Origin of the sequence: Gillisia mitskevichiae, from assembly GCF_003634585.1 — a bacterium.
GTDB classification, from domain to species: Bacteria; Bacteroidota; Bacteroidia; order Flavobacteriales; family Flavobacteriaceae; genus Gillisia; species Gillisia mitskevichiae.
This window is the reverse complement of sequence record NZ_RBLG01000003.1, coordinates 392,648-409,047: the sequence shown is the minus strand read 5'-3', so window position 1 is coordinate 409,047 and position 16,400 is coordinate 392,648. Positions and strand designations below refer to the sequence as shown.

The window sequence follows — 16,400 nt, the reverse complement described above, 5'->3', positions numbered from 1 at the left end:
CCCGTTAGCGCAGATGGTACTGCTGTATTGTGGGAGAGTATGTCGTCGCCTTTTTTTTGAAAAGCACTTATCGTGAGATAGGTGCTTTTTTTGTTAATAATAATCTCAACTAAACCCCTTCATCTAAACATGGAGGGGTTTTTTTGTGTTTGGTAGTTTGGTATTGAAATGGAGATTGCTGCTTAGAGATCCTAAAAAATGTGTTCTTAATCTATAGATGCTGAATCTTTATTGAACCCGGCCAGGGATTGGAGCAAGCTACCTTGTAGCGCGGAAAGCCCGGCACAAGGCGTTAGCCGTAGGGGGACGACTAAAAAAATTTGGAATGGAGGAATTTAGTATGGATTGTTGTGAAATAAAAAGCTAATATTTTTTGGCTTACTATTTAGTTAATCAAATAAGGCTTTCATAATTGTTCGAATACCAAGAAACATCAGCACAATAGCTCCTATAAAAGCTAGGAGTCCAAATATTAGTACAAATATATAATATGGATGTTCTTTATTATGAAAGGCAGAATACAGTACTACAGGCCCTAATAAAGTTAAGGGTAAAGCTCCAGCTAAATATTTGATTCCTTTACCGAGCATTTCTTTATTAGTGTGTTTCATAATGTTTCTATTTAATTTTCAAGTAGTTATTGGATCGTATATTCGAGATTGTCTGACTGTGAAAGTCTAAAATAACCAAATGCAAAATTATCTGGATTGGACTCATTAATTATATTACCTCTAACGGTGGTTGGTTGGGTTTGAAATGGCCCTCCGTTGCTTTCACCAGCTTGAGAACTTAATATATACAAATATTCATAAAATCTTTCTGATATTCCTTGAATTTCGAAATTCACTGTATCTCCGATAGCTAAATCTTCATCAGAAAAATATGCAAACGTTCTATTTCCATTTGTAAATTCATCATTATAAATTTGAAGTGAAAGATCTTCGTATAAGAATTTGAATAAATAATAATTAGGAATTTCTACAGGGTCAGTATAATATGCCTTTAATTCTATTTCATCTCCGCTAAAACCTCCATTAAGAGTTTGCTCTACTTTTTCTAAATGAACTACAGGTATCATAGTCTCTCTACCTGTATATTTTTCATCTTCATATATAATTGTAATTTCGTATTCCTGATATAATGCAGGCAGGAAATTTGAGTTCACATAAATCCCTGGATTTTCTTCTAAAAAGTTGAATGTCTCACCAGAAGATGTGGTTATAATAATGCTTGCATCTCGTGCTGGGGAATATTCTGAATTGAAATATGGGGTAGTGGTGCTTAAATTTATAATTTGAAGATTACCAGTGCTATCTTTCTCCCATATCATAGAAGCTTCTACCACCAGTCTGGGTTTAGATTCTTGTAAGTCTATATCTACTACCTCTTCACAAGAAAAGCAGAACAATAAGAGTATTAAAACAGAAATATTATTAAGTAATTTCATCTTCTAGAACTTAAAGTTATATGTTACAGATGGTATTATACCGAAAATGGAAAGTCTTACAGCTTCATTCTTTCCCGTATCTTCATTATTTCTAAAACTTAATGAAACTGCATTCTTTCTACCATATAGATTATAGATCCCAAAATTCCATGAAGTTTTATAGGCTCTCTTTTTATTTTTATTAGGAATATAGGTGGCTGAAAGGTCTAATCTATGATATGCAGGTAATCGTTCACTATTTCTATCCGAATAAACAGGAATTACTAAACTTTCAAAAGTATATTGAGCATTGGGATATGTTGTTGGTAATCCAGTTTGATAGTTGAAATTACTATTAATTTGCCACTTATCGTTTAACTCATAGCTAGCAGTTATGGAAAAATCATGTGTTTTATCGTAGGCAGTATTATACCAAGAACCATTGTTGATACCAGTTTCTAGAGCCGTTCTCCCAGATGTTTTTTGTTCAGATTTTGATAAAGTGTAAGCAAACCAGCCAGTAAAATTCCCTCTATTCTTTTTTAATAATAATTCTAACCCATAAGCTCTCGCTTTACCGGGTAATATAACTTGCTCAATTGCATTATTGGCAATAAGATTTGCCCCATCTATATAATTTATTCTATTTCTTATTTTTTTATAAAAACCTTCAATTTCTAAAGAGAACTCTCCTTCTTTTAAATTTTGAAAATACCCCATTGCAACTTGGTCTAAACTCTGGGGATCTATATATTTTCCACTTGGAGCCCAAATATCTAATGGAGTTGGTGAACTAGTATTTGTAATTAGGTGTAAATACTGAGTCATCCTATTGTAACTTAATTTTACAGACTGATTATCGTTAAAACTATATGCCAAAGATAATCTAGGTTCTAAGGCTTGAAAATATTTTTCTACCTTAGATTTATTTAGTGTTTTAGAGCCAATTGGATCTGCCTTCTCGTATATCTTAAGATCATTATTATATATTACAGCTTGATTGTTTGTATATAAATTTAGTTCGTCTTGTCCAAGCCTAAAGAAACTGCTAAATCTTAAACCATATTCTGCACTTAGTTTATCACTTATGTTATGTTCAGCAGAAATATACAATGCATTTTCGAAGGCATATTTTTTAGTTAATTTATAATCTATAATACCAGAGGTTGGAGTGCTTGGTTCTATCTCTCCTGGGTTAAATTCATAATAGGTGTTCTGAATTCCATAATCTAAGCTCACTTTTTCGTTTATATACTGACTAAAATCATACTTAAGATTAAGGTTTTTAATTCCGCTATTCCAGTTAAATTCAACAAAGTCCAGGGTAAGTCCATAATAGTAATCGCTATAAATAACCGATAGGTTTGTGAAAATGTTATCTGTTAAAACATGGTTCCATCTTAGGTTAAATACAGCGTTTCCATAGGTATTCTTAAAGCTGTCATTTATATTAAAGACATCTCTTCCAAAATATCCGGAAAATAAGATAGTGTTGCTATTGTCTAATCTATAACTCAATTTGGTATTTAGATCATAGAAGTAGGCTGTATTTTCGTTATCGGTTAATTTAAGGAATAGGTGAGCATATGAAGTTCTACCTCCAACTAAAAAAGAACCTTTATCTTGTACTATGGGTCCCTCAGCTAAAAGTCTACTAGAAATTATTCCTATTCCCCCATTTGCTTTAAACTCTTTACTATTCCCGTCCTTTTGAAAGATCTCTAAAACCGAAGAAGCTCTACCACCATATTTTGCTGGTATTCCCCCTTTGTATAATTTTAAATTTTTAATTGCATCTGGGTTAAACACTGAAAAAAGACCAAATAGATGTGAGGAATTGTAAATAGTTGCCTCGTCCAACAGAATAAGGTTTTGATCTACTGCACCTCCGCGCACGTTAAATCCAGAAGATCCCTCTCCAGCATTAGATACTCCTGGAAGTAATAATAGGGATTTTATAACATCCACCTCTCCAAATACAACTGGCAATTTTTGAATGGTGCTTATATCTAATTTGTTTACACTCATTTCTGGACCTCGAATATTCGTATTTTGAGTATCACTAGTTATGATCACTTCATCTAAAGCTTCTGAAATTTCGACTAAAGAAATATTGTAGGTGCTATTTTCATCAACATTAATTGTTATAGACCGTTCCTGATATCCAAGATATGATACTACGATTTTATGTGTACCTCTTGGTAATTTTAAGCTGTAGAAACCATATTCATTACTTACAACCCCCGAGTTTAAATTAGGGACTAGAATATTTACTCCGTATAGAGTTTCATTATTCGAAATGTCTTTTATAACACCATTAATAGTGAACGTTTCCTGGGCTTGAAGAAAGCTAAAAAAGAAGATTAATATTACTGTGTATAATTTCGCCAATTTTTTTAAGTAAATATAGGATATGTAAATTAATGAACAGAGAAACACAGCCGTTCTTAAGAAATAATTTATAAACGTTTAGCCAAAACTTATGTAAAGAAAAAGCCCTGATGGAACTCATCAGGGCTTTTTTTTATAAATACAAATTGTAATTTTATTTTCCCATAATAGAATTAAGGGTAGAGCTAGGTCTCATAGCATTACTAGTTAAATCTTCATTAGGGTAATAATAACCATTAATATCTACTTTTCTTCCTTGTGCATCAATTAGATCCTTCAATATCTTTGATTCATTTTCTGCTAATTGCATAGCAATTTTGGAAAATTCCTCTTTTAGGGATTGATCTTTATCCTGCTTGGCAAGTCCTTGAGCCCAATACAGTGCCAAATAGAAATGACTTCCTCTATTATCTAATTCATTTACTTTTCTTGAAGGAGATTTGTCATTACGCAAGAATTCCTCGGTAGCTTCATCTAAAGTTTCTGAAAGAATTAAAGCTTTTCTATTATTAAATTTTTCACCTAAATGTTCTAAGGAAACTGCTAATGCTAAAAATTCACCTAAAGAATCCCATCTTAAATGTCCTTCTTCAAGGAATTGTTGAATGTGTTTTGGAGCAGATCCTCCTGCGCCAGTTTCAAATAATCCACCACCATTCATCAATGGAACTATAGACAACATTTTTGCACTTGTACCTAATTCTAAAATAGGAAAAAGATCCGTTAAATAATCTCTAAGCACATTACCACTTACAGAAATTGTGTCTTGTCCTGCTTTTACTCTTTTAAGGGTGTAATTAGTAGCCTCAAAAGGAGCCATTATTTGGATATCCAGGTCCTCGGTGTTTGCTTCAGCTAAATATTTATTTACTTTTTTAATTACTTCTGCATCATGACTCCTGTTCTTATCTAGCCAGAAAATCGCAGGCACTCCGGAGGATTTAGCTCTAGAAACAGCTAATTTAACCCAATCTTGTATTGGTGCATCTTTAACCTGACACATTCTCCAGATATCACCCTCTTCTACAGAATGCTGAAGAATTACTTCTCCTTTCGCATTTTTCACTTTTACAGATCCGTTTGAAGAAATTTCAAATGTTTTATCATGAGATCCATATTCTTCAGCCTTTTGTGCCATCAATCCTACATTAGGTACTGTTCCCATTGTAGTAGGATCAAAAGCTCCATTTTCTTTGCAAAAGTCTATAGTTGCTTGATATATCCCAGCGTAACTACTATCTGGAATTACCGCTTTTGTATCTTGAAGTGCGCCCTTAGAATTCCACATTTTTCCTGAAGTTCTTATCATTGCAGGCATAGAAGCATCAATAATAACATCGCTAGGAACATGAAGGTTGGTAATTCCTTTGTCTGAATTTACCATGGCTAGAGAAGGCCCGTTTTTAAAACCTTCTTTTAGATCGGCTTCAATTTCTTTTCTTTTACTCTCAGGTAATTCTGATAGTGCATTTAATAGATCTCCTAATCCACTATTTACATTCACTCCAATTTCATCGAAGGTTTTATTATATTTTTCAAAAAGATCTTTAAAAAACGAACGTACTGCATGACCAAAAATAATTGGATCGGATACTTTCATCATAGTTGCTTTCATGTGAAGCGAAAACAATACGTCTTTTTCTTTAGCATCGGCGATCTGTTCATTTAAAAATGATATAAGTGCCGATTTGCTCATTACAGTAGCATCGATAATTTCACCATCAAGAACTTTTAAATTTTCTTTTAAAATGCTTGTTTTTCCATTCGCATCTTCTAATTCTATACTTAAGACATCTGCATGATCAAAGGTTATGGACTTTTCATTATGAAAGAAATCTCCGGAACTCATTGTAGCAACATGAGTTTTTGAATTAGATTCCCACTTGCCCATAGAATGTGGATTTTCCTTAGCATAGTTCTTTACTGCTTTCGGAGCTCTTCTGTCTGAATTACCTTCTCTAAGAACAGGGTTTACAGCACTACCTTTAACCTTGTCATATTTTTGTTTAATATTCTTTTCTTCTTCGTTTTTTGGTTCTCCAGGGTAATCTGGTAATTTAAAGCCTTTTTCTTGAAGTTCTTTAATGGCTGCTTCCAATTGAGGCTCTGAAGCACTTATGTTTGGAAGTTTTATTATGTTAGCTTCAGGTTTAGTAACTAACTCTCCTAATTCCTTTAAAGCATCAGGCACACGTTGTTCTGTGGGTAAATCATCAGAAAAAGCGGATAATATTCGAGCCGCTAAGGAAATATCTTTTGCTTCAATTTCAATATTAGAAGAATTTGTAAAGGTTCTAATTATTGGTAAAAAAGAGAAGGTTGCCAACATAGGGGCTTCATCTGTTTTTGTATAAACTATTTTTGATCTTTGACTCATGTAATTATTGATTTATGAATAAGCAGGTTAGAGTAGGAGAATAAATTCCTTATACCAAACTAGGCTTATTAATTATTTAGGTGTTTTGAAAAATAGGACGTAAAATCCTAAGTCACGCGAAGATAGGTATTTTAGAATTTTTATCATAGTGGAGAAAAGGCTAAAACCTTGGTTTTAGGGAAAATTTAATACTAAAAAAGCCATTTCAACATACCTTGTATATTGAAATGGCTTCTAATGAAGCAACGCTTTACCGCTGGATCATTAAAGATCATTGATAAGTCTATTACTACAACTTATTTCGTGCGTTACTTCAAATGATATAATTTAATCACAAACGCGCTTAAATTATATCAAAACGGTCAAATCTTTCAAACTGCTTTTGCTGGGCAAAATATGCGTTATTTAGAAGATAATAACCTGTGTAAAGCATTCACTTTACCGTACTTTATTAAAGTAGAGAAATCCTTTTGTCATTCTTCTAATTATAAAGTCTATTAAATTTACGATCTATTTTCGATAAAATTAAAATTTTAACTATTTAGTTTTCAACAGCTTATAATTTATTTTATTAACTTTTGTTAATAATTATAAAGATGAATTAAAATTTTAATTTAAAATATTTCAATAAAAAAAGCCCCAATTAAGGGGCTTTTTGTCTTCTTAAAAAAAAGAAAATTATCTTCTTCTTTGTTCTTTAATACGGGCTTTTTTACCAGTAAGACCTCTAAAGTAATAAATACGAGCTCTTCTTACAGCACCACGCTTATTAACTTCGATTTTTTGTAATGCAGGTAAATTAACAGGGAAGATACGTTCTACTCCAACAGTACCACTAATTTTTCTAATGGTAAAAGTTTTAGAAGTACCAGTTCCTTTAATTTGAATTACAACACCTCTAAAAAACTGGGTACGAGTTTTAGCCCCTTCCTTAATTTCATAGTATACAGTGATTGTATCACCTGCAGAAAACTCAGGAAATTCTTTTTTAGTAACGAATTCGTCTTGAACGAATTTAATTAGGGATTCCATAATTAATATTTTTAATAAAGTCTAAACCAACATTCACGGATCTCGCCAGAGGTTAATATAGAAACGAGTGCAAAATTATAAAATTTAAAGCTATAAACAAGCAATTTTTTAACTTATTCTTCTCCTAATAAATCGGGTCTTAATTTTTTAGTTCTTTCATAAGACTGGTCTTCTCTCCAGCTTTCAATTTTAGGGAAATTTCCAGAGGTTAAGATCTCTGGTACTTTCCATCCTTTGTATTCTGCAGGCCTTGTATAAACTGGAGGCGCTAACAAATCGTCTTGAAAAGAATCTGTAAGAGCGGAAGTTTCATTCCCTAATACTCCAGGTATTAATCTTATAATAGAATCGCAAACAACTGCAGCGGCTAATTCGCCACCAGAAAGCACATAATCGCCTATAGATATTTCTTTGGTTACAAAGTGATCACGAACTCTTTGATCTACTCCTTTATAATGCCCGCATAGAATTATAATATTTCCTTTTAAAGATAGAGTATTGGCGGTTCTCTGATCAAATTTATCACCATCGGGTGTCATGTAGATCACTTCATCATAATCTCTTTGAGATTTCAAATTTGTGATACATTTATCTATGGGCTCTATCATCATTACCATTCCTGCACCTCCACCAAATTGATAATCGTCTATTTGTTTATAATTATCGGTAACGTAATCCCGAAGATTGTGTAAATGAATCTCTACAAGTCCTTTTTCTATGGCTCGTTTTAAGATAGAAACCTCAAAAGGACTTGTAAGAATTTCCGGAACAACAGTTATAATATCTATGCGCATTCTAAATTATTTTGATAACGCAAAGATGCGAAATATGTATAAGTTAAATCTTGTAGAGAAAATCTTATTTATCTGTCACTGGCTTTATTTCTTTCATCCTGTAATAATCTACCTAATCTTTGTTCTTTAACAAGTGATTTTGCTTTAAAATCTTCAAATTCTTTTTCGGTTTCTATTAGATTATTTCTAGCCTCAGTGGTTTGCACATGTCCTTTCTTAAACTGGAAAATAAAGAAAAGTAGAAATAATACTAAAATCGCCACAATCCCCCACATAAGAGCCATATAAGTTCCTTTACTAAAAGGCATTCCTAAGAAAGTAATAGCATCTTTTTCAGCAGTAACTTCTTTTAAGTTATCCTGAGTGCTGTTTAGATCCTTTTTTAATTGCAAGATCTCTTTTTGTTGCTGATCTATTGTATTGTCTTGAGTGACAATTTCATTATTTAAACTAGTGATAAAGTTGGCAGTAGTTTGTTTTAATTTCACAAGATCGTTGTAATCTACAACTTTGTAACCCTGATAATCATTAGAGCCTTCAATAATTCTTGTAAATTGATCTTCAACAGGGTTTTCACTTTCTTCACTTTCTTCAGTTTCTTGAGCTGTTAACGAAAATGTAAAAAAGAGGGTCGCTAATCCTAGTAATAATAGTTTATTCATTGTAATGTTTTTTGTTTGGTACTCCTAACAACGTTCCTAGAAAATACTTATTGCCATTAAAAGTGAATTACGCAAGTTAGGTTGATGAGAATTAATAATCACATTCTCAGGTTATTTTTAAAAGCTTTATTTAATGACGAAGAATTTATGTTATAAGATCTGGTCTATTTTAAAAATTAAGTCAAAATTCTAATTATAATCTAACTAATATATATTAAAAAAGGTTCGGAAAATTTCCGAACCTTTAATGTAATTTAACTTTTCAAAAGGAATAAGATCTAGTAATAAGTAAAACGTCTCACTTTTGCTATGTATTTTGCCAGTCTTATTACTTGATGGCTATAACCATATTCGTTATCATACCATATATATAGTACAATATTCTTTCCATCTGCAGTAACAATGGTGGCCTTACTATCATAAATTGAAGGTGCAGAAGAACCAACTATATCTGTAGAAACCAATTCATTATCTAAAGAATATTTTATTTGCTCTACCAATTCTCCTTCAAGAGCATATTTTTTAAGTATAGTATTTATTCCTTCAACAGAAGTGGCAGCTTCCACCTCTAAATTTAGAATAGCTAATGAGCCATTAGGAACGGGTACTCTAATTGCATTCGAAGTTAATTTTCCATCGAAAACAGGCAAAGCTTTCGTTACAGCTTGTCCAGCACCGGTCTCAGTAATTACCATGTTTAGTCCTGCAGCACGACCTCTTCTATATTTGCTATGCATGTTATCTACCAAGTTTTGATCGTTAGTATATGCATGGATAGTTTCTAAATGTCCATGAACAACCCCTAAGGAATCTTGAATAGCCTTTAAAACAGGTGTGATCGCATTGGTGGTACATGACGCTGCAGAGAAAATTGAGATCTCATCTGGATTATGTTCTTTATGATTAACCCCGTGCACAATGTTTGGAATTCCTTTTCCTGGTGCTGTAAGTAAAACTTTACTAGCTCCAACAGAAGTTAAGTGTCTAGATAATTCTTCCTTATCTCTAAATGCTCCGGTATTATCTATAATAAGAGCGTCATTAATCCCATATTCTGTGTAATCTATATCTTCAGGATTATTTGCTGAAATTACATGAACAGTAGTTCCATTTATTATCAAAGAAGAATTTTCTGCGTCTACATTAACAGTTCCTGAAAAATCTCCGTGAACAGAATCACTTCTTAAAAGTGATGCCCTTTTCTCTAATACTGTCGCATCTATTTTACCGCGAGTTACTATAGCTCTAAGTCTTAGCTGACTTCCAACTCCAGTTCTTGTCATTAATTCTCTGGCAACTAATCTACCAATTCTTCCAAATCCATAAAGCACAACGTCTTTTGGGGTGATATCTTGATAATCTTTGGCGTCTTTTAATTTAGAGGATATAAATGCCTTGGCATTATTATAATCTACATCTTCTAAATGATACTCGTAAGTAAGTTTTCCAATATCCAATTTTGCAGGAGGAAGATCTAGGTCTTTAATAGCTTGGGCAATTTCAACAGAATCGAAAATTGAGATCGGCTTTTCTACAAAAGCTCCTGCATATTCATGTAGGTTAAGAATATCACTTACATTTCTATTGATAAGTGGATTTCTAAATAAAACCAATTCTATAGATTTATCATACCATAGATCGCTTATTATTTTAATAAACTCCACAGAGGCACGTCTGCGGTCTGCTTGAAAAGCAAGTTCTTTTTCGTAAACTTCGTTAAATCCCATTTTTTTTGAGTTATGTTGTGTGTGTTTAGACGCGGCAAAAGTATAGATTTCAATCGTTTTCGTGAAATATTTATTTAAAAAAAAACCTACTGTAAATTTTACAGTAGGTTAGCGATATTTGCTGACGAATTTTATCTCCATATATAGGTTTGTTCCTTCCCTTGTTTGTTCACAAAAGTTACGCTTATAGGTTCTAAGTCGTTATTTGAACTTAAAACACGTTTCACATCATCTATATTGTTTACCTTCTGATTATTTATTTTGGTGATTACAATCCCAATAAGTGCTTGAGATTGTTTATCTCCTTTTAAAGCTCTGGAAATTTTCACTCCATTTGCTGTTTTATACTCTTTAAGATATTCCTTAGAAGCATTGGTAACTTCTAACCCAATTTCCTGAATGGCAAAAGTTTCATATTTAATCAACTTTACAGCTACGTCTCGTTCTTCTCCTTCTCTAATGATTTTAACCTTCACTACATCTTTTGGCCTTTTGGAGCCTAAATATCCGGTTAGATCGGACATTTTTCTAATTTCAATATTATCTAATTGTCTTATAACGTCTCCTTTTTTTATTCCGGCTAAAGCGGCCCCGCTTCCAGATTCTACATCACTAACAATCACTCCTTGGGAAGTAGGAAGATTAAACTCTTTGGAAATAACCTGATTTACATCGGTACCTATAATTCCTAATATTCCTTGCTGCACATTGCCGAATTCCATGATATCTTCAACGATTTTTCTTGCATTATTAGATGGTACAGCAAAACCATATCCAATATAACTACCAGTTTGAGAGGTTATTGCCGTATTGATGCCAATAAGTTTTCCATCTATATTAACTAGTGCACCTCCACTATTTCCTGGATTAATAGCAGCATCGGTCTGGATAAAGGATTGTGGAGTTCCATCGTATGCATTGAGATCTCTGGCTTTTGCACTTACAATTCCTGCAGTGACCGTAGAAGTTAAATTAAATGGGTTCCCAACGGCTAAAACCCACTCTCCTAATTTAATATCGTTAGAATTTCCAAATGGGATATATTCTAAATCTGTTGCATCAATTTTTAGCAGTGCTATATCTGCCTTAGTATCTATTCCTATTACTTTTGCAACATAAGATTTATTGTTATTTAAGGTGACTTCTATTTCTCCTGCACCTTTAATAACATGATTATTGGTAATTATGTATCCATCTGGGGTAATAATTACACCGGAGCCAGTTCCTTGTAAAGCCTTTCCAGTATTGCCTCCATTAGAGTAGTATTCCCAAAAACTATTTGGTTTATCAAATACAGCAACATTTTTTACGTGGACGACAGAGTGAACTGTCTTTTCGGCAGCTTCAGTAAAGTCGGCATTTGTACCATAAATATTATTGGAATTTGAAACAGGAATGAATGATGAAGATTCTTGTTTAATGGGAGAAGGCTCAAAAAAAGGTACATCTTCGTATATAATAAGCTTATAGGAGCCTAAAGTTAACACGCCACCCAAAACGGAAACACTAAGTAATTTAATAAATTGTTTCATTGCTACTCTTATTTTAATTCAACTAAATTTTAATCCAACTACTGCCAAATTTAAATTGGGCCTAAATGCCTATTTCTACAACGATTGTTTTTGTGTGATTGTTGTATATTTGTTTTTATCCAAATTGGCATTCATGAATATTCCTTTCTATAAATTCCACGGCACAGGAAACGATTTTATAATGGTTGATAATCGCAATGATATATTCTCCAAAAATAATACCAATCTAGTGCATGAACTGTGTCATCGAAGATTTGGAATTGGAGCCGATGGGTTGATCCTTTTGGAAAATTCTGATAATGCTTCTGAAGACTTTAAGATGGTTTACTATAATTCTGATGGTAACCAAAGTAGTATGTGTGGAAATGGAGGGAGATGTTTGGTGGCCTTTGCGAAGCTTCTTGGGGTCATTAATGAAAAAGCTACTTTTAATGCAATAGATGGTCTTCATGAGGCTACTATAGATGGAGATATAGTAAGTTTGAAAATGCAGGATGTTTTAGCGAAAGGAATTAACGAAGACGAATTATTTTTAGATACAGGTTCGCCACATCATATATTATTTTCAGAACAAGTTGGAGATATCAATGTAAAACAAGATGGTGCAAGCATTAGATATTCAGAAAAATATGAATCTAGTGGAGGAACAAATGTAAATTTTGTTCAGCAAAAAGATGAAAATACTTTTTTAGTGAGAACATATGAAAGAGGGGTGGAAGATGAAACCTATTCTTGTGGCACAGGTGTTACGGCGGTTGCAATAGCGGTAAATGCTACAGGTAAAACCGATTCAAACATCGTATTCTTAGAAACTCCAGGAGGAAAACTTCGGGTTTCTTTTGAAAATAACAATGGAAATTATTATAATATCTGGCTTACCGGCCCAACTGCAAAAGTTTTTAAAGGAGAATTTGAATGTTAACCTTAAAAGGAGATAAAATATACTTAAGGGCATTAGAGCCCGAAGATCTAGATTTTATTCTGGAGGTGGAGAATAATGAAGATTTTTGGGAGATCAGTTCTACCAGAGTTCCATATTCCCGATTTTTGATTAAGAAATACCTGCAAAATTCTCATCGTGATATTTTTGATGTAAAACAGCTTCGATTAATGATCTGTAGACATGATGACAAGTCTATAGGTTTAATAGATATATTTGATCTGGAGCCTAAAGACAGGAGAGCGGCCTTGGGAATTCTATTTGTAAATGATGAGGATCGTGGGAAGGGTTTTGGCCAAGAAGTTCTAAAATTAACCAGCGATTATTGTTTTACACATCTAGGACTGCGTCAGGTTTATGCAAATGTTACTGAAGATAATTTAGCAAGTATCAAGTTATTTGAAAAATGTAATTTCACGGAGGTAGGCATTAAAAAAGACTGGGTTTTAGTCAACGGAAAATTTAAAAATGAAATACTATACCAATTAATAAATAATGTATATTAAAAAAATTCTTTGGATTATTGCTCTTCTAGGGCTTGTGGCATTAGGCATATTTAGTTATTCAGTTTATAATTCAATCTTCTCCCCAAACACAAAATTCGAAAATAACACCAGCACGGTCTATATTCCAACAGGTGCCACATATCAAACTGCTATAGATAGTTTACGCCCATTACTTGAGGATTTATCTTCTTTTGATGCCGTAGCTCAGAAAAAAGGATATGCAGCAAATGTGAAAGCGGGTAAATATATTCTGAAAAAGGGTATGAATAATAATGATCTTGTTAATGTACTTCGCAGTCAGAATACTCCGGTTTCCGTGGTATTTAATAATCAAGAAAGATTAGAAGAACTTGCAGGGAGAATTGCGGTTCAAATTGAGGCAGATAGCATTTCATTACTTAAAATGATGAAGGACGAAGCTTTTTTGAATGCAAATAATTTGAATAAAGAAGAAGCATTAGGCCTATATATTCCTAATAAATATGAATTCTTTTGGAATACTTCCGCAGAAGGTTTCAGAGAGCGTATGCTAACAGAATACAAAAGATTTTGGAACCAGACAAGATTGGAAAAGGCTAAAGAAATTGGATTAACTCCAAATCAGGTTACAGTAGTGGCTTCCATTGTTCAAAAGGAGACAGCTAAAGTAGATGAGAGACCAAAAGTTGCTGGAGTTTACATGAATAGAATTAATAAAGGATGGAAATTGGAAGCAGACCCAACGGTTATCTACGCTATTAAAGAGCAATCTGGAAATTTCGACACAATTATTAAAAGAGTGCTTTATAAAGACCTTAAGTTAGAGTCTCCTTACAATACTTATATGAACGTTGCACTTCCTCCTGGTCCTATTGCAATGCCTGATATCTCTTCTATAGAGGCAGTTTTAAATTATGAAAATCATAAATATTTTTTTTTCGTAGCAGATGTAGAGAATTTTGGATATCATATGTTTGCTGAAAATTTGGCGCAACATAACAGAAATAAACAAACATATGTTCGTTGGATAAACAAACAAGGGGTGAATAGATAATATCTTATCTAATATGTTTAAGCACTTCAATAAAATTTTTCAATCAATCTCTGGTAGAAAAGGATTAATTATTATTAATGAGTATTAAAGAGTTTTGGATAGCCTATTCTTTTCTTACTCTAAGGATAAATACATTTATTTTTATCTTTTAATGCGAATCAGCTGTTCACCTTACTCATTCCTTTCTTTTAACTTGTGTTACCTTCTTCAATTACATTCTAATCGTTAAAGCTTGCAATTCTAAACTTATTAGTTTTAAATAAATAAGAAAAGGTTGATATGCATGGAGAAAGTATAATTATTAAGTGAGAATTTATTTAGCAACAGAAGGAAAGAAATGCTTTCTAAATTCTAAAAAAAAAAGTTTTTTTTGAATAAAAATAAAATCATGAATATGCCTTATCAATATAAGTTATTATAATTAGCTAATTATCAATAAGTTAAAATCTTTAAGAGAGCTTTTGAAAACTTGTGTTTTGTTTAACAGGCTGTAAGTCAGATTATTAAAATTTAATGTATCTTTGCACGGCGAAATTGAGAAGGGTTATAATAATTTTTTAAAACCAATTGCTTCTCAGAATCAAAACATTATGAAAAAGAAAGTTGCAAAATTTTCAATTCTACCTATTTTATCTGGTGCTATATTTTTTAGTTTTTCTACAAAGGAAGCTGCAAATTTAGAAGGATATGCCACCTCATCCCTAGAACCTTTAGAGTATACTGTTCCTAAGTCAGAGGAAATGCCCGAAGAAACCTTCGAGGTTTTAAAGGCTACACCCAAACTTGGTAAATCTTATATTGGTTTTAAAGAAGCTTTGGGGTTTAAAGAATCTCGAGGTAATTATAAAACCATAAACCAATATGGTTACATGGGCAAATATCAATTTGGTAAGGGAACTTTACAATTGATTGGAGTCTATGACACTCAATTATTTTTAGAGACCCCAGAATTACAAGAAGCAGCATTTTATGCAAACGCTTCTAGAAATAAATGGATTCTAAAAAGAGATATAAAGAGATTTGTAGGTAAAAGAATAAACGGAATTCTAATTACAGAATCTGGAATATTGGCTGCAGCGCATTTAGCAGGACCTGGAAGTGTGAAAAAATACCTTAGAAGTTGGGGAGCAACAGCATTTAGCGATGCTTTTGGAACAACTCTAGGTTATTATATGAAGAGGTTTTCGGGATACGATACTTCTTTCGTTCAGCCAGAAAGAAAAGCAAAAGCAGTTATAAATATAGCTTAGATATCTTTTTGAATTATAAACATAGTAGGCCTTTTATGAAGGTCTACTTTTGTTTTAGACCATTCCATAATAGATTTCGTGATTATAAATTCTGATGCTAAAGTTAAATCGCAAGCAATACATAGCTTAGTTGCGGGATTTAATATTTGAACCAGATCTTCAACTAACTGATTATTTCTATACGGAGTTTCAATAAAAAGTTGAGCTTGATTTCTTTCTGAAGAAATTCTTTCTAATGTTTTTAGCTCTTGTTTACGCTCTTTCTTGTCTATTGGCAAATAGCCATTAAATGTAAAACTCTGTCCATTCATTCCACTGCCCATCATAGCTAAAAGAATAGAGGAGGGGCCAACTAAGGGAATAACTCTAATTCCTATTTCATGAGCCAACTTTACTATTTCAGCACCTGGATCTGCAACACCTGGGCAACCGGCTTCACTAAGTAATCCCACATCTATTCCCTCTTTACATGGATCTAAAAATGTAGATAGCAAAGCAGCATCAGTATGTTTATTTAATGTGTTCAGCTGTAAAGAAGATTGAGATTTTTCTGGAAGAACTTGTTTTATAGACCTTCGTGCAGTCTTTTCGTTCTCTACAATATAATTATCTATTTTTTCAATTATTGTAGCAATGGAATCTGGAAGAACTTCGGAAATTTTGGATTCTCCCAAAGTAGTTGGTATTAAATATAATTTCCCCGAGAACTTAAAGTCAGAATTGCTCATAA

The 16,400-nt window shown here is 32.8% G+C and carries 14 protein-coding genes; 4 read left to right on the top strand and 10 right to left on the bottom strand.

The window, feature by feature from the left end:
* Positions 1 to 389 precede the first annotated feature (389 nt).
* The 9 genes from BC962_RS12590 to BC962_RS12550 form a co-directional block, all read right to left on the bottom strand.
* Positions 390 to 611, bottom strand: coding sequence for a DUF6095 family protein (locus BC962_RS12590; protein ID WP_121346378.1), 222 nt, complete (start codon positions 609 to 611; stop codon positions 390 to 392).
* Between the two features lie 26 nt (positions 612 to 637).
* Positions 638 to 1,447 carry a DUF4249 family protein gene (locus BC962_RS12585; protein WP_121346377.1) on the bottom strand — a complete coding sequence of 270 codons (810 nt, stop codon included), beginning with the start codon at positions 1,445 to 1,447 and terminating at the stop codon, positions 638 to 640.
* Positions 1,448 to 1,450: 3 nt separating this feature from the next.
* Positions 1,451 to 3,817, bottom strand: coding sequence for a TonB-dependent receptor (locus BC962_RS12580; protein ID WP_245984186.1), 2,367 nt, complete (start codon positions 3,815 to 3,817; stop codon positions 1,451 to 1,453).
* Positions 3,818 to 3,971: 154 nt separating this feature from the next.
* Positions 3,972 to 6,194, bottom strand: a complete 2,223-nt coding sequence (locus BC962_RS12575; protein WP_121346376.1) for an NADP-dependent isocitrate dehydrogenase — start codon at positions 6,192 to 6,194, stop codon at positions 3,972 to 3,974.
* 678 nt (positions 6,195 to 6,872) lie between these two features.
* Positions 6,873 to 7,226, bottom strand: coding sequence for a 50S ribosomal protein L19 (gene rplS / locus BC962_RS12570; RefSeq protein ID WP_121346375.1), 354 nt, complete (start codon positions 7,224 to 7,226; stop codon positions 6,873 to 6,875).
* A 113-nt stretch (positions 7,227 to 7,339) separates the two neighbouring features.
* A complete protein-coding gene (gene trmD, locus BC962_RS12565) occupies positions 7,340 to 8,020 on the bottom strand; it encodes a tRNA (guanosine(37)-N1)-methyltransferase TrmD (RefSeq protein WP_121346374.1) in 681 nt (226 codons plus the stop codon).
* 68 nt (positions 8,021 to 8,088) lie between these two features.
* On the bottom strand, positions 8,089 to 8,682 hold the full coding sequence (locus tag BC962_RS12560; RefSeq protein WP_121346373.1) for a hypothetical protein: 594 nt from the start codon (positions 8,680 to 8,682) through the stop codon (positions 8,089 to 8,091).
* A 278-nt stretch (positions 8,683 to 8,960) separates the two neighbouring features.
* On the bottom strand, positions 8,961 to 10,409 hold the full coding sequence (locus BC962_RS12555) for a glyceraldehyde-3-phosphate dehydrogenase (protein ID WP_121346372.1): 1,449 nt from the start codon (positions 10,407 to 10,409) through the stop codon (positions 8,961 to 8,963).
* A 131-nt stretch (positions 10,410 to 10,540) separates the two neighbouring features.
* Complete coding sequence (locus tag BC962_RS12550; protein ID WP_121346371.1) at positions 10,541 to 11,941, bottom strand: trypsin-like peptidase domain-containing protein; 1,401 nt, start codon at positions 11,939 to 11,941, stop codon at positions 10,541 to 10,543.
* Positions 11,942 to 12,074: 133 nt separating this feature from the next.
* Here BC962_RS12550 and dapF point away from each other — a divergent pair, with 133 nt between their 5' ends.
* The 4 genes from dapF to BC962_RS12530 all read left to right on the top strand — a co-directional run bounded on the left by dapF (position 12,075) and on the right by BC962_RS12530 (position 15,670).
* Positions 12,075 to 12,863, top strand: coding sequence for a diaminopimelate epimerase (gene dapF / locus BC962_RS12545; RefSeq protein WP_121346370.1), 789 nt, complete (start codon positions 12,075 to 12,077; stop codon positions 12,861 to 12,863).
* Positions 12,857 to 13,387, top strand: coding sequence for a GNAT family N-acetyltransferase (locus BC962_RS12540; RefSeq protein WP_121346369.1), 531 nt, complete (start codon positions 12,857 to 12,859; stop codon positions 13,385 to 13,387). The genes dapF and BC962_RS12540 overlap by 7 nt, the downstream gene beginning before the upstream one ends.
* The gene (mltG, locus tag BC962_RS12535; RefSeq protein WP_121346368.1) at positions 13,377 to 14,420 is read left to right on the top strand and encodes an endolytic transglycosylase MltG; all 1,044 of its coding nucleotides are present in this window, start codon (positions 13,377 to 13,379) and stop codon (positions 14,418 to 14,420) included. The genes BC962_RS12540 and mltG overlap by 11 nt, the downstream gene beginning before the upstream one ends.
* 590 nt (positions 14,421 to 15,010) lie before the next feature.
* Entirely contained in the window at positions 15,011 to 15,670 is a 660-nt protein-coding gene (locus tag BC962_RS12530) for a peptidoglycan-binding protein LysM (protein WP_121346397.1), read from the top strand.
* On the opposite strand, the gene BC962_RS12525 is transcribed toward BC962_RS12530, so the two are convergent.
* Positions 15,667 to 16,398, bottom strand: a complete 732-nt coding sequence (locus BC962_RS12525) for an SAM-dependent methyltransferase (protein WP_121346367.1) — start codon at positions 16,396 to 16,398, stop codon at positions 15,667 to 15,669. The two genes, BC962_RS12530 and BC962_RS12525, sit on opposite strands and share 4 nt — an antisense overlap.
* Between the last annotated feature and the right edge of the window lie 2 nt (positions 16,399 to 16,400).